Annotated in this window: 24 protein-coding genes; 10 read left to right on the top strand and 14 right to left on the bottom strand. The window is 55.8% G+C overall.

Annotated features, from left to right (window positions below):
- The first annotated feature begins 281 nt into the window (after window positions 1-281).
- The 3 genes from rhlE (at window position 282) to ybiB (ending at window position 5,071) form a co-directional block, all read left to right on the top strand.
- A complete protein-coding gene (gene rhlE / locus MC50_RS16580) occupies window positions 282-1,682 on the top strand; it encodes an ATP-dependent RNA helicase RhlE (RefSeq protein ID WP_032688724.1) in 1,401 nt (466 codons plus the stop codon).
- 233 nt (window positions 1,683-1,915) lie between these two features.
- A complete protein-coding gene (gene dinG, locus MC50_RS16585; RefSeq protein ID WP_032700536.1) occupies window positions 1,916-4,060 on the top strand; it encodes an ATP-dependent DNA helicase DinG in 2,145 nt (714 codons plus the stop codon).
- A 42-nt stretch (window positions 4,061-4,102) separates the two neighbouring features.
- Window positions 4,103-5,071, top strand: coding sequence for a DNA-binding protein YbiB (gene ybiB / locus MC50_RS16590; protein WP_047664429.1), 969 nt, complete (start codon window positions 4,103-4,105; stop codon window positions 5,069-5,071).
- Window positions 5,072-5,200: 129 nt separating this feature from the next.
- Here the strand turns inward: ybiB and ybiJ are convergent, their stop codons facing one another.
- The 6 genes from ybiJ to MC50_RS16620 all read right to left on the bottom strand — a co-directional run bounded on the left by ybiJ (window position 5,201) and on the right by MC50_RS16620 (window position 10,600).
- Window positions 5,201-5,461: a DUF1471 family protein YbiJ gene (gene ybiJ / locus MC50_RS16595; RefSeq protein ID WP_032688720.1), complete on the bottom strand. Its 261-nt coding sequence runs from the start codon at window positions 5,459-5,461 to the stop codon at window positions 5,201-5,203.
- A gap of 285 nt (window positions 5,462-5,746) precedes the next feature.
- Window positions 5,747-6,013: a DksA/TraR family C4-type zinc finger protein gene (locus tag MC50_RS16600; RefSeq protein WP_004859799.1), complete on the bottom strand. Its 267-nt coding sequence runs from the start codon at window positions 6,011-6,013 to the stop codon at window positions 5,747-5,749.
- A 267-nt stretch (window positions 6,014-6,280) separates the two neighbouring features.
- Window positions 6,281-6,958 (bottom strand): PKHD-type hydroxylase YbiX, encoded by a 678-nt coding sequence (gene ybiX / locus MC50_RS16605; RefSeq protein WP_046852877.1) that lies wholly within the window; start codon window positions 6,956-6,958, stop codon window positions 6,281-6,283.
- 45 nt (window positions 6,959-7,003) lie between these two features.
- Window positions 7,004-9,292 carry a catecholate siderophore receptor Fiu gene (locus MC50_RS16610; protein ID WP_047664432.1) on the bottom strand — a complete coding sequence of 763 codons (2,289 nt, stop codon included), beginning with the start codon at window positions 9,290-9,292 and terminating at the stop codon, window positions 7,004-7,006.
- A gap of 271 nt (window positions 9,293-9,563) precedes the next feature.
- On the bottom strand, window positions 9,564-9,830 hold the full coding sequence (locus tag MC50_RS16615) for a YdgH/BhsA/McbA family protein (protein WP_032688715.1): 267 nt from the start codon (window positions 9,828-9,830) through the stop codon (window positions 9,564-9,566).
- A gap of 155 nt (window positions 9,831-9,985) precedes the next feature.
- The gene (locus MC50_RS16620) at window positions 9,986-10,600 is read right to left on the bottom strand and encodes a flavin reductase family protein (protein WP_032688714.1); all 615 of its coding nucleotides are present in this window, start codon (window positions 10,598-10,600) and stop codon (window positions 9,986-9,988) included.
- A 95-nt stretch (window positions 10,601-10,695) separates the two neighbouring features.
- On the opposite strand from MC50_RS16620, the gene rlmF reads away from it, so the two are divergent.
- Window positions 10,696-11,616, top strand: a complete 921-nt coding sequence (rlmF, locus tag MC50_RS16625; protein WP_032688713.1) for a 23S rRNA (adenine(1618)-N(6))-methyltransferase RlmF — start codon at window positions 10,696-10,698, stop codon at window positions 11,614-11,616.
- Window positions 11,617-11,666: 50 nt separating this feature from the next.
- On the opposite strand, the gene ybiO is transcribed toward rlmF, so the two are convergent.
- From ybiO to rhtA, 6 genes are all read right to left on the bottom strand, one after another.
- Complete coding sequence (gene ybiO / locus MC50_RS16630) at window positions 11,667-13,883, bottom strand: mechanosensitive channel protein (RefSeq protein WP_047664433.1); 2,217 nt, start codon at window positions 13,881-13,883, stop codon at window positions 11,667-11,669.
- A 118-nt stretch (window positions 13,884-14,001) separates the two neighbouring features.
- Complete coding sequence (gene glnQ, locus MC50_RS16635) at window positions 14,002-14,724, bottom strand: glutamine ABC transporter ATP-binding protein GlnQ (protein ID WP_004859814.1); 723 nt, start codon at window positions 14,722-14,724, stop codon at window positions 14,002-14,004.
- Window positions 14,721-15,380 (bottom strand): glutamine ABC transporter permease GlnP, encoded by a 660-nt coding sequence (gene glnP, locus MC50_RS16640; RefSeq protein ID WP_004859816.1) that lies wholly within the window; start codon window positions 15,378-15,380, stop codon window positions 14,721-14,723. Before glnP ends, glnQ begins: the two co-directional genes overlap by 4 nt.
- A 150-nt stretch (window positions 15,381-15,530) precedes the next feature.
- Window positions 15,531-16,277, bottom strand: a complete 747-nt coding sequence (glnH, locus tag MC50_RS16645; RefSeq protein ID WP_032688710.1) for a glutamine ABC transporter substrate-binding protein GlnH — start codon at window positions 16,275-16,277, stop codon at window positions 15,531-15,533.
- Between the two features lie 405 nt (window positions 16,278-16,682).
- Window positions 16,683-17,186 carry a DNA starvation/stationary phase protection protein Dps gene (gene dps / locus MC50_RS16650; RefSeq protein ID WP_032688708.1) on the bottom strand — a complete coding sequence of 168 codons (504 nt, stop codon included), beginning with the start codon at window positions 17,184-17,186 and terminating at the stop codon, window positions 16,683-16,685.
- Window positions 17,187-17,435: 249 nt separating this feature from the next.
- Window positions 17,436-18,323: a threonine/homoserine exporter RhtA gene (gene rhtA, locus MC50_RS16655; protein ID WP_032697685.1), complete on the bottom strand. Its 888-nt coding sequence runs from the start codon at window positions 18,321-18,323 to the stop codon at window positions 17,436-17,438.
- A gap of 353 nt (window positions 18,324-18,676) precedes the next feature.
- On the opposite strand from rhtA, the gene ompX reads away from it, so the two are divergent.
- The gene (gene ompX, locus MC50_RS16660) at window positions 18,677-19,186 is read left to right on the top strand and encodes an outer membrane protein OmpX (RefSeq protein WP_032688706.1); all 510 of its coding nucleotides are present in this window, start codon (window positions 18,677-18,679) and stop codon (window positions 19,184-19,186) included.
- 109 nt (window positions 19,187-19,295) lie between these two features.
- Here the strand turns inward: ompX and MC50_RS16665 are convergent, their stop codons facing one another.
- Together MC50_RS16665 and mntS are read right to left on the bottom strand one after the other, a co-directional pair.
- Complete coding sequence (locus MC50_RS16665) at window positions 19,296-20,873, bottom strand: phosphoethanolamine transferase (protein ID WP_032688705.1); 1,578 nt, start codon at window positions 20,871-20,873, stop codon at window positions 19,296-19,298.
- A gap of 269 nt (window positions 20,874-21,142) precedes the next feature.
- A complete protein-coding gene (gene mntS, locus MC50_RS16670) occupies window positions 21,143-21,268 on the bottom strand; it encodes a manganase accumulation protein MntS (protein ID WP_015584839.1) in 126 nt (41 codons plus the stop codon).
- Between the two features lie 181 nt (window positions 21,269-21,449).
- Here mntS and mntR point away from each other — a divergent pair, with 181 nt between their 5' ends.
- The 5 genes from mntR to MC50_RS16695 all read left to right on the top strand — a co-directional run bounded on the left by mntR (window position 21,450) and on the right by MC50_RS16695 (window position 26,525).
- Complete coding sequence (gene mntR / locus MC50_RS16675) at window positions 21,450-21,923, top strand: manganese-binding transcriptional regulator MntR (protein WP_004859834.1); 474 nt, start codon at window positions 21,450-21,452, stop codon at window positions 21,921-21,923.
- Window positions 21,920-23,032: an anion transporter gene (locus tag MC50_RS16680; RefSeq protein WP_032688704.1), complete on the top strand. Its 1,113-nt coding sequence runs from the start codon at window positions 21,920-21,922 to the stop codon at window positions 23,030-23,032. The genes mntR and MC50_RS16680 overlap by 4 nt, the downstream gene beginning before the upstream one ends.
- A gap of 107 nt (window positions 23,033-23,139) precedes the next feature.
- Window positions 23,140-24,180 (top strand): aldo/keto reductase, encoded by a 1,041-nt coding sequence (locus tag MC50_RS16685; RefSeq protein WP_032688703.1) that lies wholly within the window; start codon window positions 23,140-23,142, stop codon window positions 24,178-24,180.
- 156 nt (window positions 24,181-24,336) lie between these two features.
- Window positions 24,337-25,713 carry a glycoside hydrolase family 1 protein gene (locus MC50_RS16690; protein ID WP_032688701.1) on the top strand — a complete coding sequence of 459 codons (1,377 nt, stop codon included), beginning with the start codon at window positions 24,337-24,339 and terminating at the stop codon, window positions 25,711-25,713.
- A 95-nt stretch (window positions 25,714-25,808) separates the two neighbouring features.
- Window positions 25,809-26,525 carry a GntR family transcriptional regulator gene (locus MC50_RS16695; protein WP_032700526.1) on the top strand — a complete coding sequence of 239 codons (717 nt, stop codon included), beginning with the start codon at window positions 25,809-25,811 and terminating at the stop codon, window positions 26,523-26,525.
- Window positions 26,526-26,537 lie beyond the last annotated feature (12 nt).

Genomic DNA, 26,537 nt, shown 5'->3' on the forward strand with positions numbered 1-26,537 from the left:
CGCACGATAAAAATTAATCAATCGATTGATTAAGAGTATGACCAATTCGCGTCACTGTCCAGAATAGTGGATACTCTCTTTTGCGTATTTCGCATCACTCTTTGCAAGCGGCGCGTGACGAGGATTAGCCGGCGCAGCGGCCCTGAGGGGATATTTATGCGCTGCGTCACAAAATCTGCTAGACTGCGCCACTTCATGGCATTGTGGTTTTTGCCATCTCTATTCGCAATAATCTCCCCGAAAACTACGCCTGTCACGGGCCGGGGTGGTTTGGAGTTGTTATGTCTTTTGATTCCCTTGGCCTGAACCCTGATATCCTGCGCGCTGTCGCCGAGCAGGGTTACCTTGAGCCAACCCCAATTCAGCAGCAGGCTATCCCTGCGGTGTTGCAGGGACGCGATCTGATGGCCAGCGCCCAGACCGGCACCGGCAAAACGGCAGGCTTTACCCTGCCGCTCCTGCAGCATCTGATTCAGAAAGAGCCGCATGCTAAAGGCCGTCGTCCGGTGCGCGCGCTGATACTCACGCCAACGCGTGAACTGGCGGCACAAATCGGCGAAAACGTTCGCGATTACAGCAAATACCTGAATATTCGCTCGCTGGTGGTCTTCGGCGGGGTGAGCATTAACCCGCAGATGATGAAGCTGCGCAGCGGCGTCGATGTTCTGGTGGCCACCCCTGGGCGCCTGCTGGATCTTGAACATCAGAATGCCGTCAGCCTGGACAAGGTTGAAATCCTGGTGCTTGATGAAGCCGACCGCATGCTGGATATGGGCTTTATTCATGATATTCGCCGCGTGCTGGCGAAGCTTCCGGCGAAGCGCCAGAACCTGCTGTTCTCCGCGACCTTCTCCGACGACATTAAAGCGCTGGCGGAAAAGCTGCTGCATAACCCGCTGGAAATCGAAGTGGCTCGCCGCAATACCGCTTCCGAGCAGGTGACGCAACACGTCCATTTCGTTGATAAGAAACGTAAGCGGGAACTGCTGTCGCAGATGATCGGTGAAGGTAACTGGCAGCAGGTGCTGGTCTTTACCCGCACCAAACATGGCGCCAACCACCTGGCCGAGCAGCTGAATAAAGACGGCATCCGCAGCGCGGCTATCCATGGCAACAAGAGCCAGGGGGCGCGTACCCGGGCATTAGCCGACTTTAAATCCGGCGGTATTCGCGTGCTGGTGGCGACGGATATCGCCGCGCGTGGTCTGGATATCGAAGAACTGCCGCACGTCGTCAACTACGAGCTGCCTAACGTACCGGAAGATTACGTTCACCGGATCGGCCGTACCGGTCGCGCAGCCGCCACCGGTGAAGCGCTGTCGCTGGTCTGCGTGGACGAGCATAAACTGCTGCATGATATCGAACGTCTGCTGAAAAAAGAGATTCCACGCATCGCCGTCGATGGCTATGCGCCGGATCCGTCTATCAGAGCGGAGCCGATTCAAAACGGTCGTCAGCAGCGTAGCGGTGGCGGCGGTCGCGGCCAGAGCCAGGGCCGCAGCGGTCAGGGACAAGGACGTAACGCCCAGGGGCAGGGGCGCAGCCAGCAGTCGGCGCCGCGGCGTAACGACGGCGAAGCGCCGAAAGCCGGGGCAAAGCCTTCACGCCGTATCGGCGAGGCGAAACCGGCCGGCGAGCAACAGCGCCGCCGTCGTCCGCGTAAACCTGCGGCCGCTGAGTAACCGCGTCCCGCCATATATGCGTCATCCGGGCAAGACGTTTTGCCCGGATGACGCAACGATACCCGGAAGCAGCAAGCGTGCTGTCTCCGGGTTCCTCCCTCGCGTGCCCTGTGATTCCCGGCCGGTACATTGATAAATCCCGAGCATCATTCCACATTGCTCAGAAAGTAATTCCTCCTGCCAGGCAAAAAGTGTCACAATAGTGGCTGTTTATACAGTATTCAGGTTTTCTCATGGCTTTGACCGCTGCGCTAAAAGCGCAAATCGCCGCCTGGTATAAGGCGCTTCAGGAACAGATTCCGGATTTCATTCCCCGTCCGCCACAGCGGCAGATGATTGCCGATGTGGCAAAAACGCTTGCCGGGGAAGAAGGCCGACACCTGGCCATTGAGGCGCCCACCGGCGTCGGGAAGACGCTGTCATACCTGATTCCCGGAATCGCTATCGCCCGTGAGCAGCAGAAAACCCTGGTGGTGAGCACCGCCAACGTTGCGCTACAGGATCAGATCTACAGCAAGGATCTGCCGTTGCTGCGCAAAATTATTCCCGATCTGCGTTTTACCGCCGCGTTTGGCCGCGGGCGCTACGTTTGCCCACGCAACCTTACGGCGCTGGCCAGCACCGAACCGACGCAGCAGGATCTGCTGGCGTTTCTCGATGACGATCTCACGCCGAATAATCAGGCTGAACAGAAGCTGTGCGCGACGCTGAAAACCGACCTCGACAGCTACCGCTGGGACGGTCTGCGCGATCACACCGATAAACCTGTCGATGATGCGCTCTGGAGTCGCCTGAGCACCGACAAAGCCAGCTGCCTCAACCGCAACTGCCACTACTATCGCGAATGTCCGTTCTTCGTTGCCCGGCGAGAAATTCAGGAGGCGGAAGTGGTGGTGGCGAACCATGCGCTGGTGATGGCGGCGATGGAGAGCGAAGCCGTGTTGCCCGAGCCGAAAAACCTGCTGCTGGTGCTCGATGAAGGCCATCATCTGCCGGACGTGGCGCGCGATGCGCTGGAAATGAGCGCGGAAATGACCGCCCCATGGTACCGGCTACAGCTGGATCTGTTCAGTAAGCTGGTGGCGACCTGTATGGAGCAGTTTCGGCCGAAAACCACGCCGCCGCTGGCCAATCCCGAGCGCCTGAGTGGCCACTGTGAGGAGCTGTATGAGCTGATCGCCTCGCTGAACGCTATCCTTAATCTCTATATGCCGGCCGGCCAGGAAGCCGAGCATCGTTTCCCGATGGGCGAGTTGCCGCAGGAGGTGATGGATATCTGCCAGCGTCTGGCGAAACTGACCGAGATGCTGCGCGGGCTGGCGGAGCTCTTTCTTAACGACCTCGGGGAAAAAACCGGTAGCCACGACGTGGTACGTCTGCATCGGGTTCTGCTGCAAATGAACCGTGCGCTGGGGATGTTTGAAAGCCAGAGCAAGCTGTGGCGGCTGGCGTCGCTGGCGCAGTCATCCGGCGCGCCGGTCACCAAATGGGTGACGCGCGATATGCGCGACGGTCAAACGCACATCTGGTTTCACTGCGTCGGCATTCGCGTCAGCGACCAGCTGGAAAGGCTGCTGTGGCGCAGCGTGCCGCATATTGTCGTCACCTCCGCCACCCTGCGATCATTGAACAGCTTTTCACGCCTGCAGGAGATGAGCGGGTTGAAAGAAAAGGCCGGCGATCGTTTCGTGGCGCTGGATTCCCCCTTTAACCATGTTGAGCAGGGCAAAATCGTTATTCCGCAGATGCACTATGAACCGCTAATCGATAACGAAGAGCAGCATATTGCTGAAATGGCGGCTTATTTCCGCGAGCAGGTTGAAAGTAAAAAGCACCTCGGGATGCTGGTGCTGTTCGCCAGCGGGCGGGCGATGCAGCGTTTCCTGGAACATGTTCCCGATCTGCGACTGCTATTGCTGGTACAGGGCGATAAGCCGCGTTACCGGCTGGTGGAACTGCACCGCAAGCGCGTCGAAGGAGGGGAGCGTAGCGTACTGGTGGGGCTACAATCCTTTGCCGAAGGGCTGGATCTCAAAGGTGAGCTGCTCAGCCAGGTACATATTCATAAAATCGCCTTCCCGCCAATCGACAGTCCGGTGGTGATTACCGAAGGCGAATGGCTCAAGAGCCTGAATCGCTATCCGTTTGAAGTGCAGAGCCTGCCAAGCGCCTCCTTTAACCTGATTCAGCAGGTCGGACGCCTGATTCGCAGCCACAGCTGCTGGGGCGAAGTGGTGATTTATGATAAGCGTTTGTTGACCAAAAATTATGGTAAGCGTCTACTGAATGCATTGCCCGTTTTTCCAATAGAACAGCCTGCCGTTCCTGAGGTTATCGTCAAAACGAAAGTAAAACAGGCGCGTCGTAAACGGCGTTAACGGTGTAATGTCGACGATGTGAGCAGCTAACAGGAGTCTTCGATGGACTACAGCAAGATCATTAAAGAAGTCGGGCGCGGGAAAAATCACGCGCGTGACCTGGATGTGGATACTGCCCGCGCGCTTTACTCGCGGATGCTTGACGGCGAGGTGGCTGAGCTGGAGCTGGGCGGGATTTTAATTGCCCTGCGTATTAAGGGCGAAGGCGAAGCGGAAATGAAAGGTTTCTATGAAGCCATGCAGCAGAAGACTCTGCGTCTGACGCCGCCTGTCGCCAGACCAATGCCGATTGTGATCCCCAGCTATAACGGCGCGCGTAAGCAGGCTAATTTGACCCCTCTGCTGGCCGTTTTGCTGCATAAGCTCGGTTTTCCGGTGGTGGTGCATGGTGTCAGTCACGATCCGACCCGGGTGCTGACGGAAACGATTTTTGAGCTGATGGGGATCCCCGCCACCCGACATGCGGGCCAGGCTCAGGCGCGGCTCGACGGCCACGAGCCGGTGTATATTCCGGTTGGCGTACTCTGTCCGCCGCTGGAAAAACAGCTTGCCCTGCGCTGGCGTATGGGCGTACGCAACAGCGCACATACACTGGCAAAGCTGGCGACGCCATTTGCTGAAGATGCGGCGCTACGTTTATCGAGCGTTTCTCACCCGGAATATGTGGGCAAGGTTGCAAAATTCTTTGTCGAGATCGGCGGACGTGCGCTGTTAATGCACGGGACGGAAGGTGAAGTGTATGCCAATCCGCAGCGATGCCCGCAAATTAGCCTGATTGACGCTTCAGGGACGCGGGTAGTGCATGAACGCCAGAGCGAGTTGCCGGAGGAGGGGGTTGTACTGCCGGAGTCAAAAGATCCTCAGGTCACCGCCCGCTGGATTGAGCGCTGCGTAGCGGGGAGTGAACCGCTGCCGACCTCGCTGAGAATTCAGCTGGCCTGCTGCCTGGTGGCGACCGGTGAGGTTGCGACCCTGGAGCAGGGGCTAAGCCGGGTTGCTGAACACTGGTAGCCACCCGTTTCCCCTGAAAAAAGCTCACGTCAGACAGTGACGTATAAAAAAAAAGCCCGTCCGGTGGCACGGACGGGCAAAACAAGGGTATTAAAGGGTCGTTCAGGGTTAATACAGGTCGTGCAGCGGTTATTTATAGATAACCGCGGTACCGCTAATTTTGTTGTTGGTGTTGGCGGAGGTGATGCTGTAACCAGTCGCACCAGCGGCTTGCGCTTTTTCAGCCAGTTTGGCTTCCAGACCATCCAGAGTCGTTGCGCCTTCAGCAGAGACCACGCCAATTTTGTTCATGCTTTCAGCCTGAGACGGGCTAACCGGCTGAGCGGCGAAAGCGCCAAAGGACAGAGTAGTAAGGGCAATAGCAGCGGCAGCATATTTAATGGTTTTCATAGTTAATCTCTCGCAGGTTATTTTGTTAAGAGGACGATGTTCCGTCGATGTGATAAGTATCACGCTTTTTTGCGAGAGATAAAATCGAAGGAAATTAACAGTCTTCATCGATTTTTTTGAATGATTATTAATTTATTGAATATTAATAAATTATTTCGTGGTGGGATGGCCGGAGAGACTCCAGCGGGGTACAGAACGTATTCAGGGCACATTTTGCCACTTTTTTGGCCGAAAAACGTGCGCGAAAAGATAATGCTTTCTGTGGTAATGAACGGTAAAGGAAGGTCAGCGTAGCTGGCTGTCCTTGGAGCCACGGCGATTATATCCTGAAAATGTATTGTTATGTAAATCTTTCTCCTGTTGGCACTTCACGCAGTATCTGACCCCCGGGATCGCCTTTCTTCGGGCCTCGGGAATCGGCTCTCCGCATTCATCACAAAATTTGTGGCTCTCTCCGCTGGGGAGGGCGTTTCTCGCCCGTGCGACCGCATCGTCAACGGTGCTGTCGATCTGATCCTGAACTGCGCCATCATTTGCCCAACCTGATGCCATGATGCACCTCCTCACTGTTGTTACTGTCATTATATACCCTGACTTATGCGAGTTGCAGAAAGGCGACGCCGCCGAGCCCTCCGGGCGCTTACTTTGCTAAATGGCTGGGGTGAGCGGCCAATCTGTCCGGAACAGATTTGAACGCTGCTCTGCGGCGGCTCGTATGGGTGAGGCTTATTGGGGAGTCGAGTCACGAAGCCAACGTGCAGGCAACTTGAGTATGCCGGGTAGAGTGAAGATGGGGGCAAAAATGAGTCTGGCAAGGGCTCAGATTTCCGACCAGTCCCGCAGCAGGTTATGGTACAGATTAAGTAGCGATAGCACCTCGTCACTCTCGCCGTGGCGGCTCTTCAGAGTCTGAATATTCCGATCCAGCTCGAACAGCATGCTGCGGCGTTTGTCATCGCGGATCATCGACTGGACCCACAGGAAAGAAGCCACGCGTACGCCCTGGGTCACCGGCGTCACGCAGTGCAGGCTGCTTGACGGGTAGAGTACCAGGTCGCCCGCCGGCAGCTTGACCGTATGCTGACCATAGGTGTCGTTTACCACCAGCTCACCGCCTTCATAACTCTCAGGCGCGCTGAGGAACAGGGTGGCAGAAAGGTCGGTACGCATCCAGCCGCCCTGGGCCTGACTGCGCACCGCGCCGTCAACGTGAAAACCGTAGGTCTCACTCTGCTGATAGCGGTTAAACAGCGGGCTGGAGAGGGTTTTAGGCAGTGCGGCGGCGAAGAACAGTGAACTGCGGTTGAGCGCCGCGAGGACTCTGTTCTGCAGTTCGCCGTACAGTGGACTGCGGGTATCGACCTGCTGATTTTTTTTCACCAGCGCGCCCTGATCGCCGGTGGTGGCTCGCCCGTCAACCCAGTCGGCCTGCTGCAGCTGCGCGCGAAAATCGTCAACTTCCTGCGGGCTGAGAACGGCGGGGATATGGTACATCATCGTTGTTTCTCCTCAAAAAACGGGGCGTTGCCGCCCCGCCGTGGATTAGAAATGCACGTTGGCAGTCAGCAGGAAAGTACGCGGTTCGCCTGGATGATAACGGTAGCCGCTCTTGTTGATTGAGGCGACATAATGGGTATCGAACAGGTTATAGACGTTCAGCTGCAGATCGACGTTACGGTTGATACGATAGCCCACTTTCGCATCAGCCACCCAGTAGCCTTCGGTGGAGGACGGCGTACCGACGGCGCCATCGCTGCCGCGATGCATGCTGCCGATATAGCGAGCGCCTGCGCCAAGGGCGATAGCATCGGTTGCCTGGTACTGGCTCCAGAGGGTAAAGGCGTGTTCCGGCGTGTACGGCAGCGCGCTGGTGCCGTCCTGGGCGATGTTGCTGCCTTCACGGACGCTGGCGTGCTGCTGGGTATATCCGCCGATGACCTGCCAGTCCGGGGTGATATTACCGGCCAGAGACAGCTCATAACCTTCAACGCGTTTTTTACCGTACTGCGAATAGGTGCCGTCGTCGTTTTGCTCGACTTCGTTCTCAATATCGGTACGGAAAAGCGCAGCCGTCAGCAGCAGACGTTTATCCATCAGCTCCCACTTGGTACCGACTTCGCTGGTCTTCGCTTTCTGCGGTTTAAAATCGGTACGGTTGGCGCTATTCCCGGTACCGCTTTGGGCCAGGGCAAAGTTATTGCCGCCCGGAGGCTGCTGGGAGATCGCATAGTTGACGTAAACGTTGCCGCTTTCGGTCAGGTGGTACAGTGCACCGGCTTTCCAGTTCACCAGATTGCCGCTGGTGGAGGTATCAACCGTGGTGACCGGACTGTTTTTCACCACGCCGTCCGGGCAGGCAACCGCACCGCGGCCGGTGCCGCCGCACAGGCTGGCGCTGTCATATTTTGTCTGGTAGTTATCCAGACGGATGCCGCCGTTCAGCTCGAAATCATGGGTAATCTGCAGAGTATCGAAGGCATAAACGCCGAAGGTATCCGTCTGCCCGTTGGCGTTGGCGCCGCTGCGGTCCAGACCGCCAATAGAGATGTTGCTATTGGGATGGTAAATATTGACCGCCGGAGGCGTAATGGGATAAACGCCGTAGTTGGTCTGCGTTTCCCGGGTCAGCTCGAAACCGGTGCTGATGTCATGCCCGATCGAACCGGTATAGAATTTTGAGGTCAGGTTGGTCTGGTTGGTCAGAATTTTATTACTGACGTCTTTGGTGTTCGCCAGACGCGACCAGGTCCAGGTGCCGACATCGTTCGGGTCCGGCTGGGTGATGTTGGTTGCGCCGCCCATCACTGCGGTTAGCAGATAATCCTGTTTCACGCGCGACCAGCGGGTGGTGTTGCGAAGGGTGGTGTTATCGCTCAGGTCGTGCTCGAAGCGCATGGTCACCGTATCGGTGGTGGAGTCGTCGTAGTCGGAATCCGTCCCGTAGAAGTTGCTGGTGGCGACCTTACCCGAGTGATTGAGCGCCGCGGTGCCAGGAGTTGGCGCGGAGTACCCCGGCAGACCAATGGTCGGGATACCTCCGTCCGGCGTGTTGTGCTGGGTCACATGCAGATAGTTCAGGTACAGACGGTTCTCAGTACCGAGACCAAACGCGGCCGATGGCGCGATACCGTAACGCTCATTTTTGACGTTATCGCGGCCGGCATCATGGGTTTTTTCGCCCATCAGGTTCAGACGCACGGCGCTGGTTTCGCCGATGGCTTCATTGATATCGAGCGTACCGCGACGGAACCAGGCGCTGCCAGCGCTGACGGAGGCATCGATACCGGAGTCCAGACGCGGCTGTTTGCTGATCATATTGATTGAGCCGGTTGGAGCGCTACGGCCGTAGTCAGAACCCGACGGGCCTTTAATCACTTCCACTTGTTCGGTGTTAAAGGTATCGCGGGTCACGCTGCCGATATCGCGGACACCATCGACATAGATGCTGTTAGAGGTATCGGCTCCACGCATATAAATGGTGTCGCCGGTCGACGAGCTGCCGTTTTCCCCGGCATAGAAGGCTCCGACGCCGGGAACGTTTTTCAACGCATCGGTCAAATTAGTCACGCCCTGATCTTTCATCACCTGCTCGGAGACCACGGTGACCGTACGGGTGGTATCGGCAATCGGGCGGGAAAATTTGGGGTCGGCAGATTGCGTAGGGGCATACAGAGAGGGAGCCTGCGCTTCCACCACCAGCGTTTCACCGCCATTTTGTTCAGTGCCGTCTGCGGCCAGAGCCAGGCCTGTCGGCGACAGACTCAGACACATGCCGGTAAAGATCGTCAGCGAGCTAAAACTGCTGAACGGTAAATTTTGTTTTTTGTCCATTTCAATAAGCAACTTATAGTTTTAATTAAAGCCATCACAACCGCAGGCACAGCGATGCCGGGCCCCGACCGCTGCAGGTGATTTGTTAAAATAGCAATGCGTTTGATAATGATTTTGATAACTATTATCAAATGACGGCAAATTTTTATCACTCGTTGATAAAAAAATAAATACATTTCTTTACGTGAACTGCATTTTTTCTACATAAACGGCAGCCGTCGGGCCATCGGGGCGGGACCCTGATGGGTTCCGACCCGTGCAGAGCGGTGGATTATTTATAGATAATGGCGGTACCGGACATTTTATTCGCGCTGCTGGCGGAGTTGATTCGCCAGGCTATCGCCCCTTTTTGGTGGGCTTTTTCCGCCAGTTTCGCCTGCAGATCATCCAGATTGCTGGCGCCGGAGGCGGAGACGGTGCCTGCCGGGCGTAGCGGACCGCTCTCGGCGATAGACGGCGGAGGTGAGATCCCGGCCTGGGCAATAAAAGAGGTGGCGGCAATCGTGATTGCGGTGAGTAACAGCAGCGTTCTTTTCATGAGCATATCCTCATTAACCGCATGGGACATACTTTAAGTTTAGGCCTTTACGGCAGGATAGACAGGGTAAAAAACTGAAGACAAACAACATCTTTTTTGAATAAACGGCGGCCCGACCAGGCGCGCGCCGTGGGCCGGGCAGAAGAACAAACGGCTTAGCGAGCGTCCGGGCGGATCAGGTCGAAACGCAGATTTTCATCGATAGTGTAATAGGCGCTCGGCCCACCGGCGCGGAGAATCGGCCTGGCCTTAGCGGTCTGATAGACGCCATTTTCCAGTAACGACTCATCGATATGGACTGCGACCACTTCACCCAGCACCAGCCAGCTATCGACAGGCTCGCCATCGGCACGGGTCAGGCGAATACACTGGGAGAGCCGACATTCGAAGTTCACCGGGCTTTCCGCGACCCGCGGGGCGGCGACCATCCGGCTGGCGGCGGGAGTCAGCCCGGCACGGGCAAATTCATCTTCGTCGCGAGGGATGCTGGCGGAGGTTTCGTTCATCGCTTCAGCCAAAGGGCGGGTGGCCAGATTCCAGACAAACTCTTTGGTTTCGATAATATTCTGTACACTGTCTTTCCAGCCGCTGCTGGCAAAACCGATAATCGGCGGCCGATAGTTAAAACAGTTAAAGAAGCTATAGGGGGCAAGATTGCGATGACCTGCGGCGTCCAGAGAGGCGATCCAGCCGATCGGGCGTGGGCCGATAATCGCGTTAAGCGGGTCGTGCGGCAGGCCATGTCCCTGTGAAGGTTGATAGAAATACATAGAGCACCCGTAACCGAATGAGAGATATCCAGACTCCCTTATTTACCGCGCCGCCGTCAACGGGTATCTTACGCGGCTGTTCAAAGGAGATTGCCATGAAAGCCCAGAAACCGGGGTTACACCCGCGTAACCGTCATCATCAACGTTATGATTTGCCCGCGCTATGCCAGGCTCACCCTGAGCTGCAAGGCTTTATCACCCTTAATCCGGTGGGCGAGCAGACCATCGATTTTGCTAACCCGCTGGCGGTGAAGGCGCTGAATAAGGCGCTGCTGGCGCATTTTTACGCGGTGAAACACTGGGATATTCCGGACGGCTTCTTATGCCCGCCGGTACCGGGAAGAGCGGATTATATTCACCACCTGGCCGACCTGCTGGCGCTGGATACCGGCACCATTCCTGAAAATGCCAGCATTCTGGATGTCGGCACCGGCGCAAACTTAATCTATCCGCTGATTGGTGCGCATGAGTACGGCTGGCGTTTTACCGGCAGCGAAATTAGCCCGGAAGCGATCGCCAGCGCCCAGGCGATCATCAACGCTAACCCGGGACTCAGCCGCCAGATTCGCCTGCGTCGACAGAAAGAGAGTGGGGCTATCTTTAGCGGCATTATTCATAAAAATGAGTGTTTTGATGCGACGTTATGCAACCCGCCATTCCACGATTCTGCTGCCAGCGCGCAGGCCGGCGGCGAGCGTAAGCGTCGGAACCTGGGGCTGGGGGCGGACAGCGTGATGAACTTCGGCGGCCAACAGCAGGAGCTGTGGTGCGAAGGCGGTGAAGTGGCGTTCATTACGCAGATGATCCGCGAAAGCCAGCAGTTTGGTCGCCAGGTGAAATGGTTCACCTCACTGGTGTCGCGCGGCGATAATCTGCCGCCGCTTTATCGTGCGCTGACCGAAGCCGGCGCGGTGAAGGTGGTGAAAAAAGAGATGGCCCAGGGACAGAAGCAGAGTCGCTTTATCGCCTGGACCTTCATGGATGAGGCTAAACGCCGCCGTCCGCTGGCACGCTAAGAATGATGCGTCCGGGCGGTCTGGCGCCCGGAATGTGCTCTGCGCCGTGGCTATAGCGTCGGTTCTGCGGGCGCCGCTGGTGGTGCGGCGATGGGCGCAGGAGCCGGCAGAACCTGGTAGGTTTGCACGGGCGCCCGTACTCCGGCGAGATCGAAATGTTTCTTCACCTGCGTATCGAGCGCAAAGCGTACCGTCCACTGCTTCAGCGGCAGAGTGGTGAAGGTGACCCGCAGGGTAAATGCCGTATTGCTCAGGCCGACCAGCCCGGCAAATGACGGCTCGCCAATCACCAGCCCGCGAATCTCCTCCTGATCCATCACGTCGGCAACCGCGTTTTTCAGCGCCTGACCGGCTTTATCCAGATCCTCCTGTCTGTCGACATCGTAGTTGGCAACCACTGAGCCGATGCCGCGCACGAAGTTGGCGAAGGTGGTAATCGAGGACCACGGGATAATATGGTAAGCGCCGGTGTCCTGGCGCACCCCCACGGAACGGATCGACATCCGTTCCACCGTGCCGGTTAACGGGCCGATGGTCACCAGGTCACCAGTATTCATCCCGTTCTCAAACTGGATAAAAATACCGGTGATAATATCTTTTACCAGCGTCTGGGCGCCGAACGAAATGGCCAGCCCCAGCGCACCGGCGCCGGCCAGCAGCGGCGCAATGTTCACCCCCACTTCGGAGAGCAGGATCATCGCCGTGATGGTGCTGATAATGACCGCCAGCGCGTTACGGAATAACGTCAGCAGCGTACGGGCACGAGCGCCCGGTAGCGGGCGGCCGTGAATGTCTGAGGCCAGGCGGTTTTCTATCAGGCTGGCGAGCAGCGTCCAGCCGATGGCGGAGAAGAACAGAATCAGCGCGATGCGAATCAGCACATCCACCGCTTTTTGCCCGGCGCCGTGTTGCATCCAGTTCCAGAAATCAAACAGTCCCCAGGCGCTTAGCAGCAGCATAATCGCCACGCAGACCACTAAAATTCGCGCCACTTTGAGCGCGACGGAGATCCAGCCGTTTAGCCGCTTCTGCAGCTCGGGATAATTACGCTGGGTCTGCGGCGACAGGGTAATGGTTTTCGCTATCCAGCGTGACAAGATGCCGGAGAGCAGCGCGGCGGCGCCGATAATCGCCAGACTGCGTACCGTGGCCCCCATCATAAACTTCAGGCTGTTGCCGGGGTCGAAAAGGGAAAAGAAAAACAGCACGATAAAGTAGAGGCAGGCCAGCCAGTGCCAGATAAGCGCAAAGGCGCGGATAAACAGACTGAAGAAGGCCAGCGAACGGTCTGCCAGGTGCAGCAGTCCCTGAGTAATCCGCGTTTTATTACGGAAGATCAGATACAGCGCCCAGAGGGTGATACACAGCATAATGACCACATTCGCCAGTGCGCCGACCTGAACGTTGACCTGATTGGAGATAATCGGCACCGCGACGATCAGGCCGTAGCCAATCAGGCTGCTCAGCGCGCTCAGGCGCAGGTTCCAGTACTTCGCGCTCTCATCGCTGAGGTTAAACGGCCTCAGCTCCGTTACCCGCGGACAGAAAATCAGCCGCAGAATCGCTTTAAAAAACTCAATCAAGGCGAAGGCATTCAGAAACAGGCTTTGCTGAAAGGCGATAGTCCGGCTCCCGCCATTAAACCGATCGCTGAGCATCTGGCCAATAAACAGCGTCAACGCCAGCAGGAGAAGATCGAAGATAAACGCGCCGGCGATGGTGGCCGGGAGCTGCAGCCAGTTACCGCGATCGTGATTTTTGCGCCGTCCCCACTGACCCATTTTGCGATACAGCGGCAGCGCGGCGAGGCGGACCAGCCACCAGAAGGCGAATACCAGCACGGCCAGCAGCAGGAAATGGCCGGCGGCGTTGCGAAAGGTTTCGGCATGAAACGGCTTATGCGCAGAGGCGGTAATATTGCGCCACAGCTGAGAAAAACGCGCAGCAAAGCGTTCACCGTACTCGCGGCTCACCTGGGTGACGTTTTCCAGTACCGTCCGTTCATCTTTCTCTTCCGGCGGCGTCAGCTTTGGCGCGCTGGCCGGCGGCGGCGTGGCGGCGGCAGAACGCAGCTGGTCGATTAATTCCTTACGGGCGGCCTCGTTATCCAGCACGTCAGCCAGCGCCGCATAGGCGGCCTTTTTTTTCTCGAGGTCTGGTTCACTGCTGGCGGGTTGTTCAGCGGTCGCGGCCGGGACACCGGGCAGTGTGGCGGCCGAAAGCGGGGCGGTAAACAGCGTAGCAAGCAGTAACAGGATCCACGGCACGGGCGCCTCCATCTCATTCCAAAACCATTAAGTATAGAGGCTGATAGCGAGAGAAGCGGCGTGGGATGTGTCTGGAAAGCGAAAGCGGCTCCCCGTATACGGGGAGCCTGGAGGGATATCAGGCGACGTGCTGCAGGAATTCGCGTAGACGCGGGCTCGGTGGGTTTTTCACCAGTACCTGCGGATCGCCATCTTCGGCGATACGCCCTTTGTCGATAAAGATCAGCCGTGATGCCACTTTCTCAGCAAAGCCGATCTCATGGGTAACGATGACCATCGTCATCCCTTCTTCCGCCAGATCCTGCATCACTTTCAGCACTTCGTGGCGCAGTTCCGGATCCAGCGCTGAAGTCGGTTCGTCAAACAGCATCATTTTGGGTTTTACCGCCAGGGCGCGAGCGATTGCCACGCGCTGCTGCTGGCCGCCGGAGAGCTCGGAAGGGTAGTGGTGCGCGCGTTCGGCGAGCCCCACTTTTTCCAGCAGATCTTTCGCCAGTTTTTCGGCGGCCTCTTTTTTAGCACCGCGCACGCGTAACGGCCCGAACATGACGTTCTCCAGCGCCGTCAGATGCGGGAACAGATAGAACTGTTGGAACACCATCCCGGCTTCCTGACGGATCAGGCGCTCGTCGACTTTCGGGTCATTAACCTTCAGACCATCGACGATAAGCTCGCCGCTGGTTATCTCTTCCAGTTTGTTAATACAGCGCAGCAGCGTCGATTTCCCGGAGCCGGACGGCCCGATAATCACCACAACTTCGCCTTTATTGATCTTCAGATCGATATCGTGCAGCACCTTGGTCGGGCCAAAGTGCTTGGAAACATTTTTAAATTCAATCACAGGATTTTCATCCTTCTTTCAAGACGACGCAGAACAAAGCTCAACACCAGGGTGATGATCAGGTAAATCACGGCCACGGCGCTCCAGATTTCCAGCGCGCGGAAGTTACCGGCAATAATCTCCTGACCCTGACGGGTCAGCTCGGCGACGCCGATGACGATAAAGAGTGAGGTATCTTTGATGCTAATGATCCACTGATTACCCAGCGGCGGCAGCATGCGACGCAGCGCCAGCGGCAGAATCACGTGGCGGATGGTTTCACGACGGGACAGGCCAAGCGCCAGGCCAGCTTCACGGAAGCCCTTGTGAATTGAGAGTACCGCCCCGCGGGTAATTTCTGCGATATAGGCGCCGGAGTTGATCATGATGGTCACGACCGCCGCCGAGAAGGGATCAATGCGAAGATCATTGAACGCCATCGGCAGGGCGAAGTAGATAAACATGACCTGAACCACAATCGGGGTTCCGCGAATGATCTCGATAAAGACTAACGCAATGTGGTTAGCAATCCAGCCGCCAAAGCAGCGGGCGAAACCGGCGACGAGGCCGATTATCAGGCCGCCAGCCAGGCCGAGGACGGAAATCCACAGCGTCATTTTGGCGCCTTCCAGCAAAATTGGAATGGCAGGCCAGATGGCACTCCAGTCAAACTGCATAGTTCGTTCCTGTTACCGTGTCGAAAAACAGAGGCGTGCCTCTGAGAAAAAATGACTCAGGTCTGCGGCAAAGTGATACCCGGATAGTGGCCAGGGGCCCTGTCCGGGCGATCGGCATTCAGCAGACCTGTAAGCGATCAAGGCTGATTATTATTTTGGCTCAGTACCGAACCATTTTTTATAAATTTCGTTGTAGGTGCCGTTTTCACGCAGCGTTTTCAGCGCGCCGTTCACTTTCTCGCGCAGCTCGTCGCTGCCTTTCGGGAAGGCGATACCGTAGTTTTGCGCTTCCAGCGATTCCCCTACCGCCTTGAACTGACCGTGGCCGGCCGTTTTGATGAAGTACAGGATGTTTGGCGTGTCGTGCAGAACGGCATCGGCGCGGCCGGTACCCAGCTCCATATAGGCGTTATCGATATTCGGGAACTGACGCAGGTCTTTGGTTTTGATATTGGCTTTCGCGTAGTCAACGGAGCCGGTACCGCCTTTCACTGCCACGACTTTACCGTTCAGGTCCTTCACATCTTTGATGTCGTTGTTATTGGCTTTCACCATCACCAGCAGGCCGCTCTTATAGTAGCCATCGGAGAACTCGATCGCTTTCTTGCGTTCTTCAGTAATGGTAATCCCCGCCAGCGCGAGGTCGATGTTTTTGGTTTGCAGCGCAGGAATGATGCCGCTGAAATCCATCGGCTTCAGGGTATAGTTCAGTTTCAGCTCTTTCGCGATGGCGTCCCACAGGTCGACATCAAAACCGACATACTTATCACCTTGCTTAAATTCAAACGGAACAAACGCCGTATCGGTCGCAACAATCAGTTGTTTTTCAGCGGCCTGAGAAGAAACCGCAAAAGCCAGGGTCAGTGCAGCCAGTGAAACTTTAAATACAGACTTCATAGCATTTCCTTTTTTATCCACGGGACGATCCCCTGCGAGAACGTGTAACCATATGAAAAAATCGTGCCAGTTTTACAACTTGTTGTTTTATAACAAACGAAGTCTATCCTGTTGCACGGTTTCGGTTATAGGTCACGGCAAATGCACCGCAATGGGGCGTCATTTTGGTGCGTCATAAACACGCCGAATAACAAGTGCATTTTTAACGCAAACACTGATGGTAAAACAATCTTGCTGTAACGATTGTGTGAGGTGATTATTACAATTGTTTTACTTTTGTACGTATTTTGCCCATTGTCGCGCACTGAAATGGTGCGGATGAATATCAGGGAAAAAATCAGGCGGCAGAGGTCAGGATAATCTGAAAAAAAAACCGCCAGCCAGGCTGACGGTGATTGTGCAGGATTATGCGATGTTGGCTTCGATGAACCACAGGAATTTATCGAGGTCGCGGGAGGCGGCGGTAAAGATATCGGCCGTGTCTTCATCTTTTGCTTCGCCGATCGCTTTACGCACATCGTTGGCCACAATCGCGTAGCGGTCAGCCAGCTCTTTCAGGTGATCCTGAACGCTATGAATATCCAGCGGGTAGCTTTTCAGCGGGGTTTTGCTGTTGATCACCTGAGTGGTGCCCAGCGCGACGCCGCCCAGCTGTACGGCGCGTTCAGCCATCGTGTCGAGATGGTCGGTCAGGGCGGTGCGGAAGCCATCCAGCATTTCATGAACGGCAATAAAATTGGCACCGCGCATATTCCAGTGAGCCTGCTTGGTAATCAGCGACAGGTCAATGAACTGGATCACCTGACGATTCAGCAGCTCGACGGTTGCCTTCTTCTCATTGTCTGCAACATCGTTGCGGGTATAGAGCAGATCGGATGCTTTCGTTTTAACCAGTTTTGCGGTACTCATAGTTTCATATCCTCTTGATATTTATACTCGTCATACATCAAATTTGAATCAAATGGAGCGCTTGTCCCCGGTAACTAATGGGACTAAGTATAGCAACGGATCGCAGTATGGGCAGGGCGGTTGTCCCTATTGGTTCGATAGTGCGGGGGGGTTGGCTATTTTGAAAAGGGCATGAAATTGCGTAAAAAGTCAGCGTGAGAGCGCGGTTCTGCACGAGGCGATTGCCTCGTGCAGAACGGGTTACGTTGGCTAGCTGATATCCACTTTTTCGATTTTACTTTCCCGGCGCATTGTCAGCGTAGAGCCCATTGAGGCGAGGATAATCGCCCCGAGCGCCAGGGTTTGCGTAAAGGTCAGCGTCTCGCCCAGAAATATCATGCCCGATAGCGCGGCGAGCGCCGGCTCCATGCTCATCAGCGTGCCGAATGTGCGGGTGGGCATACGGGTGAGGGCAATCATTTCCAGCGAGTAAGGCAGCGCCGTAGAGAGGACGGCGATGGCCAGTCCCAGCGGCAGCAGCGACCACTGGAACAGCGTGTCGGTTGCCTGCAGCATGCCCAGCGGAACAAAGACCACGGCGGCAATAAGCGACCCCATCGCCACCGTTGCCGGCCCGTGTTCTTCTCCGGCACGCTGGCCGGTCAGAATATAGACGGCCCAGCAGGCCCCGGCGCCCAGCGCCAGCAGCGCACCGGTCAGATCGACCTGCGCGACGTCTTGCCCTAGCGGCAGCAGGAACCACAGCCCGAGTACGGCGAGGATCACCCAGACGAAATCGAGTGGACGCCGCGAGCCAAACAGCGCCACCGCCAGCGGCCCGGTGAACTCCAGCGCCACCGCAATCCCCAGCGGAATGCGCTGAATCGATAAGTAAAAGAGATAGTTCATTGCCCCCAACGCCAGACCATACAAGAGGAGCGGCAGGCGCTGCTCAGCGGTAAAGCGCAGGCGCCAGGGCTTGAAGATGATCACCAGAATCAAGGTGCCTAACGCCAGGCGCAGCGCGGTCACCCCGGGGGCGCCGACCAACGGGAACAGCGATTTCGCCAGCGAAGCGCCGCTCTGGATAGAGACCATGGCGATTAAAATGACCAGTATCGGCAGCCATGCCGGTATTTTGCGGGACGAGCCGGGCATCCTTTCTCCTGTCAGGGTTTGTCAAATGCGGTAAAGGTTCCAGTGTAAATGAATTACCTGGCTACGGTTTATCTATTGTTGAAAAAAACGCGTTCGGGAGGCGTACAATGGGGCGAGACGCGAAGAGAAATTAACCTGTTGATTAGGATTAATCTGGATGCACGTGCGGGGCCTTATCGGCCTTAATAGTAGGGTATTCACCAAAAACGGTTGTTTTCCAGTTTGTTATAGAATTATGGAAACTTTTGGTTACATGAAAAGCTATGTTAGACAGTGTAAAGTCAAAAGAGTTTCCTGAAAGTTTTTGATATATTTAAGACTTAGGACTTATTAGAAACACATTTGAGGTGGTTATGAATAAAATTGCACGTTTTTCAGCACTGGCCGTTGTTCTGGCTGCATCCGTAGGTACCGCTTTCGCTGCAACTTCTACCGTTACCGGTGGTTATGCTCAGAGCGACATGCAGGGTGAAGCTAACAAAGCTGGCGGTTTCAACCTGAAGTACCGTTACGAGCAAGACAATAGCCCGCTGGGTGTTATCGGTTCTTTCACCTACACCGAAAAAGACCGTACTGAATCTGGCGTATACCAGAAAGGCCAGTACTACGGCATCACCGCAGGTCCGGCTTACCGTCTGAACGACTGGGCTAGCATCTACGGCGTAGTGGGTGTCGGTCACGGCAAATTCCAGGACAACAGCTACCCGAACAAGCACGACATGAGCGACTACGGTTTCTCTTACGGTGCAGGTATGCAGTTCAACCCGATCGAAAACGTTGCTCTGGACTTCTCCTACGAGCAGTCTCGTATTCGTAACGTTGACGTTGGCACCTGGATCGCTGGCGTTGGTTACAGCTTCTAATCGCTTCGGTGATATAAAAAATCCGCCTCACTGGGGCGGATTTTTTTTTGCCTGTAACGCGCGGCGTTCGCCCGGGTTAGCCGCCGCGGTTTCCCGGCGGCGGGCCCTGTTAGTGGGTGGTGAACAGATCGGTACCCAGATGGGTATAGTCCACTTTCTGTAGCTGGAAGTTGGTGATATAGGCCGGCCCGGCGGCTTGTTCAGAGATGAAACGGTAGCGAGGCGTAATCTCGGCGGCGCGGATCCCGGTCCACTGGGAGAAGAACCCGAGGAAATCGTTGGCAGAACGCCGTGCTTTAATCACTTTATGCGCTTTATCATCACTGGACAGCACCATAAACGGCACCTGGAAATTCTGCTGGTACTTATCGTCGTGCGCCAGGTACTGCACCTCTTTACCGCGCTCTTTAAAGGCCAGACCGTGATCGGAAAAATAGGTCATCGAGAAGCTTTCGCCGGAATTCTGCAGCTGATGATAGAGCTTGCCGAGCAGCGTATCGGTTTGCGTCATGCTGTAGAGGTAGCAGGACGTCTCTTTCGATTGTACAAAGACAGTATATTTTCCCTTGGTACGATCGCAGGCCTGCGGGTGAGATCCCATCAGATGCAGGACGATCAGCTGCGGCTGGGTCCGCTGCACGGAGAGCACCTGCTCGGTTAGCTTCAACAGCTGCTCATCCTGAGTATTTTTGTTGGCCTCAAAGTCGCCATTTTTGAGAAACTGCACCTCATCCGCACGCTTTGCGATGCTGGCTATCGCCGTATCGTATTCGCCGATTTGCCCTTGATTGGAAAACCACCATGTCTGGAAGCCGGCACGGTTCGCCAGCGTGACGAAGTTATCCTGGTATTGCGGCTTGCCGTCCACCACCCGGTTGAGCGTTAAGCCGAGAGATTTTTGCGTTGAACCGCTGGCGGAAATGTAGTCATTAAACAGATAGCCGTTGACTGAGCTGGCGAACGGCGTGTTGTCCCAGTGGCCGCCAAAAGCTCCAAGCGCATCGCGGCGCGCGCTCTCTCCGATGACCACGACGTAAAGCTGATATTTGGGTTTGACCGCCAGCACATGCCAGCTGTCTTTCATATTGGCCAGCTGAGCCATCCGCGCCTGCTCGTCGAGCACTTCATTATTGTTGACCACCACGTCTTTCACGAAACGGAAGGCGGGATAGCCGGTATCAATCACTTTGAAGACGCCGCCCCAGGCCAGATTCTGCACCGGCTGCAGGAAGAAGATGCCGATGCTGAACAACAGCCCCAGCAGCTCCATTTTGCTCCACGGCTTACGCTCTTCCCTTTTACGACGTACGGCAATCACGCCCAGCGCAAAAATAAAGACCGCCAGCAGGTAGTTGTACCAGGGAAAGATGGTCAGAATTTCCGTGGACTCTTCGACGTTAGTGGCATGCAGCGCCAGCAGAGTGTTGAAGTTGGGGGCGCCATACGCCTGGCCAAACGGGTAATAGAAGGCGGCAAGCAGCGAGTAGCCTCCCGCCACGACTTTTTGCATCCGCGGGGCGTGACGCCACAGCAGATGTAACACGCATGTAAATGCGACGGTGTAGAGCAGGCTAAATTCATAGCCGAGTGCGAGGTTAATCAGCAGAGACTGGAGAAAATAAAATCCTGTCCACGGGTTAGGGACTAATCCGCGAGCGACCAGCGTTTCTTTCAGGGTGACATTCATAGTAATTAATCAAAAAGACGCCATGTGCATCCCCTGGCATCAAGGGGTAAAACCTGCTGGACAGTGCCTGAAGAGGGTCTCTGCGAGCCGCAGTAGTGGCAGGGCTGACAAAAGATAGGGCTTGCAAATGATAAGGTCAACCGGACATAACGGATTGTTTTGAGAGAAAGCTTACAAAACTTGAAAAAAGCGGCGAGAACGTGGCGAAACGGGTCAGTTTGACAGGGTATTGTGACGGAAAAATGAAGCGGCGTACCGCGACGCCGCATTTAGTGATGGGGTTTTTCCTGGCGATTCTTGCCGTTCATCATGTCGCACAGCATGTTAATCAGCATTAAGCGGACTTTAAAAGGAGAATGAGTAAACACGCGTAAGCACCTCTTGAATTCGTTCATGGGACCTCCTGTAATTTCGCCCTTCGCTCCTTGAAGGATGTCTGTATTACATACAGATATAGCACAGGCTATATTTTATAGCTATGGCTAAAACGTTAATTTTTTGTGCTACGGGCCCAATCATTTACAATGGGGATCTTTTGAGATGATGCTTGATGCGTCACACGTATGAGGAAGCACAATGAACCGTCGCGCCGGAAGACCTATAACAAAAAAAGTGACGCAGCTTGTTAATGTTGAAGAACACGTTGAGGGGTTTCGCCAGGTACGCGAAGCCCACCGCCGGGAGCTGATTGACGACTACGTCGAATTGATTTCAGATCTGATTCGCGAAGTGGGAGAGGCGCGTCAGGTTGATATGGCCGCGCGTCTGGGGGTCTCCCAGCCAACGGTGGCCAAAATGTTAAAACGCCTGGCCAGCGTCGGACTGATTGAGCAGATCCCATGGCGCGGGGTCTTTTTAACTCCGGAAGGCGAGAAGCTGGCGCATGAGAGCCGCGAACGCCACCAGATCGTCGAGAATTTCTTACTGGTTCTGGGCGTGAGTCCGGAGATAGCCCGTCGTGACGCGGAGGGGATGGAACATCACGTCAGTGAAGAGACGCTGGCGGCATTTAATCAGTTCACCCTTAAATACGGGCAGCAAGGAGAATGAATCTTCCCTTTGTTCACTCCCTGGCTCGCGATCGTTTTCTGCATTTACTGTTGATCATCGCCTGCGGGTTAAGTTTCTTTGTCCCGTTTGCGCCAAAAAGCTGGCCCCAGGCTATCGACTGGCACACGATCATCACCCTGAGCGGCTTGATGCTGCTGACGAAAGGGATTGAACTGAGCGGCTACTTTGATGTGCTTGGCCGCAAAATGGCGCGTCGGTTTGCCACCGAGCGTCAGCTGGCCATTTTTATGGTCCTTGCGGCGGCGCTGCTCTCGACGTTTCTGACCAATGATGTGGCGCTGTTTATCGTCGTACCGCTCACGCTGACGTTGAAAAAATGGTGCGCGATACCGGTTAACCGGCTGATTATTTTCGAGGCGCTGGCGGTCAACGCCGGATCCTTGTTAACACCTATCGGTAATCCTCAAAATATCCTGCTGTGGGGGCGATCCGGCCTCAGCTTCCTTGGGTTTATCGGGCAAATGCTGCCGCTGGCGGCGGCGATGATGTTGACGCTGCTGGTACTGTGCTGGTGCTGTTTCTCCGCCACCCGTCTGCACTTTCAAAGCGCGGACCGGGCGCCATCGTGGCAGCCGAAGCTGGTGTGGGGCTGTCTGGCGTTTTATCTGATCTTCCTGACGGCTTTGGAAATGAAGCTTGAACTGTGGGGGCTGGGGCTGATTATTCTCGGCTTTCTGCTGCTGGCGCGGGCGGTGATTATCCATGTGGACTGGTCGCTGCTGCTGGTGTTTATGGTGATGTTTATTGACGTTCATCTGTTGACGCAACTTCCCGCGCTGCATCAGGTTTTAAGCGGGGTGGGCCAGCTTTCTGCCGGCGGCTTGTGGCTGTCGACGATTGGCCTGTCGCAGTTCATCAGTAACGTACCGGCCACCATTCTACTGCTCAACTATGTTCCTCCTTCGACGCTGCTGGCCTGGGCGGTCAACGTCGGCGGCTTTGGCCTGCTTCCCGGCTCGCTGGCTAATTTAATTGCCCTGCGTATGGCATCAGATCGCCGCATCTGGTGGCGCTTCCATCTTTACTCTCTGCCGCTGCTGCTGTGGGCGGCGCTGGTCGGCTACGCCTTGCTGCTATTCATCGCCTGATTTTCAGAGGATTGGGCAAGAAACAGACAGAATCACCCCATTCGCCGGTTCCGTCGCGGGCGTATAACGTTAACGCTGAGGTTTAATATCCTGATGAGGAGAGTCCAATGCGTTATCAAAAACTCGGAAACACCGGTCTGTTTGTCTCCCGACTGTGCCTGGGCACCATGACCTTTGGCGGCGAAGGCGGCATGTGGGGCAAAATTGGTCAGTTGCGCCAGGCTGAGGCCGAACAGCTGGTGGGCAGTGCGCTGGATGCTGGCATTAACTTTATCGACACCGCAGATGTCTATTCTGAAGGCCGTTCGGAAATGTTAACCGGCCAGGCGCTAAAAAACCTGAAGGTTCCGCGCGAGAACGTGGTGGTGGCTACCAAAGTCTTTGGCGAAACCGGTACGGCCGGCGTCAATTCCCGCGGCAGTTCGCGTTTTCATATCATGGAGAGCGTCAAAGAGAGTCTGCGACGGCTGCAGCTCGATCACATCGATCTTTATCAGCTCCACGGTTTCGATCCGGCAACGCCCATCGAGGAGACGCTCTACGCGCTGGATAATCTGGTGCAGCAGGGACATGTTCGCTACATCGGTGTGTCAAACTGGGCGGCCTGGCAAATCGTGAAAGCGCTGGGGATTTCCGCGCGTCTGGGGCTGTCGCGCTTCGCTTCCCTACAGGCTTACTACACGATCGCCGGGCGCGATCTGGAGCGTGAGCTGATTCCGATGATGCAGAGTGAAGGGGTCGGTTTGATGGTCTGGAGTCCGCTGGCCGGCGGTCTGCTGAGCGGGAAATACGATCGTGAGGGTCAGACTGCCGAGGGCGGACGCCGGCAGGCGTTTGATTTCCCGCCGGTAAATAAAGATCGCGCTTTCGACTGCATCGATGTCATGCGCGTCATTGCGGAGGCCAAAGGTGTTTCGGTCGCGCAGATTGCTCTTGCCTGGCTGCTGCATCAGTCTGCGGTCAGCAGCGTGATTATCGGCGCCAAACGTCCCGAGCAGCTGGCGGACAACCTCGCCGCCGTCGATATTCAACTGAGCGAGGTGGAGCTGGCCCAGCTGGATGCCGTCAGCGCACTGCCACGCGAATACCCCGGCTGGATGCTGGAGCGTCAGGGCGAATATCGCCGCGATCAGCTCGCACAGCAATAAATACAGGTCGCTCTGTCTGGCCGGATCGGTGCCCCAGATCCGGCTTTTTTTATTTGCAGCGCTCACAAAAAACGATCCTTTGTTTTGCCTGGGCGATGAATATCGTTTATATGACTAGTCATGAAATTTAAATGACTAGTCATATAGGGGCGTGAGATGAACAATAGACTACCGGCGGACTTTTTGTGGGGTAATTCGGTCTCCAGCATGCAAACGGAAGGGGCCTGGAATGAAGGGGGAAAGGGGATGTCGGTGTACGACATTCGCGAGCCTGCGGAATTCGCCTCCGACTGGAAAGTCGCCACGGACTCTTACCATCGTTACCGGGAAGATTTCGATCTGATGCAGGATCTGGGGATGAACTGCTATCGCTTCCAGATTGCCTGGAGTCGGGTGTGTCCGCTGGGCGACGGCGAATTTAATGAAGAGGGGATCGCCTTCTACCACCAGTTTATTGATGAACTGATCGCCCGCGGTATTGAGCCGATGATCTGCCTGTATCATTTCGATATGCCGCTTTCACTGGCGGAACGCTATAACGGTTTCACCGACCGTCGTGTGATGGAGGCCTTTATTCGTTACGGCCAGAAGATGATCGCCTGCTACGGCGATAAGGTGAAGTACTGGCTGACCTTCAACGAGCAGAATCTCTACCATATGCCGGAGGCGTTCCTCATTACGGGCTATCTGCGCGGTGAGAAAACCCTGCGCGAGCTGTACCAGATCCAGCACCACGTGATGATGGCCCATGTTCACCTGACCGACTATCTGCATCGGGAGAAACCGCACTGCCTGATGGGCGGCATGCTGGCGCACGCGCTGGTCTATCCGGCGACCTGTAAGCCGCGCGATATTCTCTGCGCCCAGCAGCTTGATGAGTTCTTTAACCAGAATCTGCTCCGCGCCTTTGCCGGTGAAGGCTACAGCCCGGAAGTCATGCACTTCGTGGCGCGGGAAGGTTTTAGCGAGATCTATCGGCAAGAGGATCTGGCGCTGATGGCGACGGTAAAAGTCGACTATCTGGCCTTCAGCTACTATGCCAGCCGGACTCTGGACAGCGATCCCGTTCCTCCCGGTACGCCGGTGAACAACTATATGCTGTTCGGTGATAAACCGAATAGCTGGCTGAAAGCGACGGAATGGAACTGGCAGATTGACCCGCTCGGTTTCCGCATGATCATCACGCGCTACTACAACGACTGGCGTTTGCCGGTATTCCCGATTGAAAACGGCATTGGCGTCATTGAGTCATGGGATGGTGAGACGCCGGTGGCCGATGATTACCGTATTGCCTATCATCGCGATCATATCAACGCCATGAAAGAGGCGATATTTGAAGATGGTGCGCAGGTGATGGGCTACCTCGGCTGGGGACTGATTGATATCCTCAGTTCTCAGGGCGATATGCGTAAGCGCTACGGCGTGGTGTATGTGAATCGCGAAAACCACGATCTGAAAGACCTTAAGCGCGTGCCGAAGAAAAGCTACGCCTGGTTAAAGCAGGCTATTCGCAGCAATGGCGCACAGATGTAGCGGAGCGAGCGGCGGGCGTTTGGTGTATTCTTAGGCCCGCCAGCACTGGTGCAACAGAGTACATCCAGAGACAACCATCATAAAAAGGACGGGGAATGACGGCGAAGTATCTTTCGATCGCGCGGGAAATAAAAAAACGCATTATCAGCCAGCAGTACCCCGCCAGCGCCCCGTTACCCGACCAGTTTGCGCTGGCGGCGGAATTTAACACCAGCAGGATGACCATCCAGCAGGCGATGCGCCAGCTTATTGTCGAGGGGCTTATCTATACCCGCAAAGGGCAGGGTACCTTCGTGCGTAAGAACTTTCTGCAGCTCTCGCAGTGGGAACTGCCGGGTAGCGATTACTTCGGCGCCACCAAAACCTGGGAGCATCTGGGGGAAGTGACCAGTCAGGTTATCCGCTTTGAACTGCGCTTTGCCACGGAAAAAGAGCAAACCTCGCTGCTTATCGACGCCGATGCCCCAGTCTATGATTTTGTCCGCCTGCGGGTGCTCAATGGCGAACCGGTCTCGCTGGATATGACGGTGATGCCCGTGGCGCTGGTGCCGGGGCTGAATAAAACGCATCTGGAAAGTTCGGTGTTTCGCTACGTGCAGGAGACGCTGGGGCTGAAGCTGATGGGCTCGTATCGCGTGGTGCGGGCGATGAAGCCGGATGCGCTGGACCAGCTGCACCTCAACTGCGGCGAGAGTGACCCGGTGCTGGAAGTCGAGCAGGTTATCTATCTGGAAGACGGGACGCCGCTGGAGTATGCCCGCTGCCACTATCGCTACGATCATGGCGGCATTATTCTGGTCAATAACGGATAAAAAAAGGCGGGC

The sequence above is a fragment of the Klebsiella planticola genome (assembly GCF_000783935.2).
In the GTDB taxonomy this organism is placed as follows: Bacteria; Pseudomonadota; Gammaproteobacteria; order Enterobacterales; family Enterobacteriaceae; genus Klebsiella; species Klebsiella planticola.

Excerpts from the sequence above, each read along its gene's own strand:
- rhlE (WP_032688724.1), top strand. The coding sequence starts at position 282 with ATGTCTTTTGATTCCCTTGGCCTGAACCCTGATATCCTGCGCGCTGTC.
- dinG (WP_032700536.1), top strand. The coding sequence starts at position 1,916 with ATGGCTTTGACCGCTGCGCTAAAAGCGCAAATCGCCGCCTGGTATAAG.
- ybiB (WP_047664429.1), top strand. The coding sequence starts at position 4,103 with ATGGACTACAGCAAGATCATTAAAGAAGTCGGGCGCGGGAAAAATCAC.
- ybiJ (WP_032688720.1), bottom strand. The coding sequence starts at position 5,461 with ATGAAAACCATTAAATATGCTGCCGCTGCTATTGCCCTTACTACTCTG.
- MC50_RS16600 (WP_004859799.1), bottom strand. The coding sequence starts at position 6,013 with ATGGCATCAGGTTGGGCAAATGATGGCGCAGTTCAGGATCAGATCGAC.
- ybiX (WP_046852877.1), bottom strand. The coding sequence starts at position 6,958 with ATGATGTACCATATCCCCGCCGTTCTCAGCCCGCAGGAAGTTGACGAT.
- MC50_RS16610 (WP_047664432.1), bottom strand. The coding sequence starts at position 9,292 with ATGGACAAAAAACAAAATTTACCGTTCAGCAGTTTTAGCTCGCTGACG.
- MC50_RS16615 (WP_032688715.1), bottom strand. The coding sequence starts at position 9,830 with ATGAAAAGAACGCTGCTGTTACTCACCGCAATCACGATTGCCGCCACC.
- MC50_RS16620 (WP_032688714.1), bottom strand. The coding sequence starts at position 10,600 with ATGTATTTCTATCAACCTTCACAGGGACATGGCCTGCCGCACGACCCG.
- rlmF (WP_032688713.1), top strand. The coding sequence starts at position 10,696 with ATGAAAGCCCAGAAACCGGGGTTACACCCGCGTAACCGTCATCATCAA.
- glnP (WP_004859816.1), bottom strand. The coding sequence starts at position 15,380 with ATGCAGTTTGACTGGAGTGCCATCTGGCCTGCCATTCCAATTTTGCTG.
- glnH (WP_032688710.1), bottom strand. The coding sequence starts at position 16,277 with ATGAAGTCTGTATTTAAAGTTTCACTGGCTGCACTGACCCTGGCTTTT.
- dps (WP_032688708.1), bottom strand. The coding sequence starts at position 17,186 with ATGAGTACCGCAAAACTGGTTAAAACGAAAGCATCCGATCTGCTCTAT.
- rhtA (WP_032697685.1), bottom strand. The coding sequence starts at position 18,323 with ATGCCCGGCTCGTCCCGCAAAATACCGGCATGGCTGCCGATACTGGTC.
- ompX (WP_032688706.1), top strand. The coding sequence starts at position 18,677 with ATGAATAAAATTGCACGTTTTTCAGCACTGGCCGTTGTTCTGGCTGCA.
- MC50_RS16665 (WP_032688705.1), bottom strand. The coding sequence starts at position 20,873 with ATGAATGTCACCCTGAAAGAAACGCTGGTCGCTCGCGGATTAGTCCCT.
- mntS (WP_015584839.1), bottom strand. The coding sequence starts at position 21,268 with ATGAACGAATTCAAGAGGTGCTTACGCGTGTTTACTCATTCTCCTTTT.
- mntR (WP_004859834.1), top strand. The coding sequence starts at position 21,450 with ATGAACCGTCGCGCCGGAAGACCTATAACAAAAAAAGTGACGCAGCTT.
- MC50_RS16680 (WP_032688704.1), top strand. The coding sequence starts at position 21,920 with ATGAATCTTCCCTTTGTTCACTCCCTGGCTCGCGATCGTTTTCTGCAT.
- MC50_RS16685 (WP_032688703.1), top strand. The coding sequence starts at position 23,140 with ATGCGTTATCAAAAACTCGGAAACACCGGTCTGTTTGTCTCCCGACTG.
- MC50_RS16690 (WP_032688701.1), top strand. The coding sequence starts at position 24,337 with ATGAACAATAGACTACCGGCGGACTTTTTGTGGGGTAATTCGGTCTCC.
- MC50_RS16695 (WP_032700526.1), top strand. The coding sequence starts at position 25,809 with ATGACGGCGAAGTATCTTTCGATCGCGCGGGAAATAAAAAAACGCATT.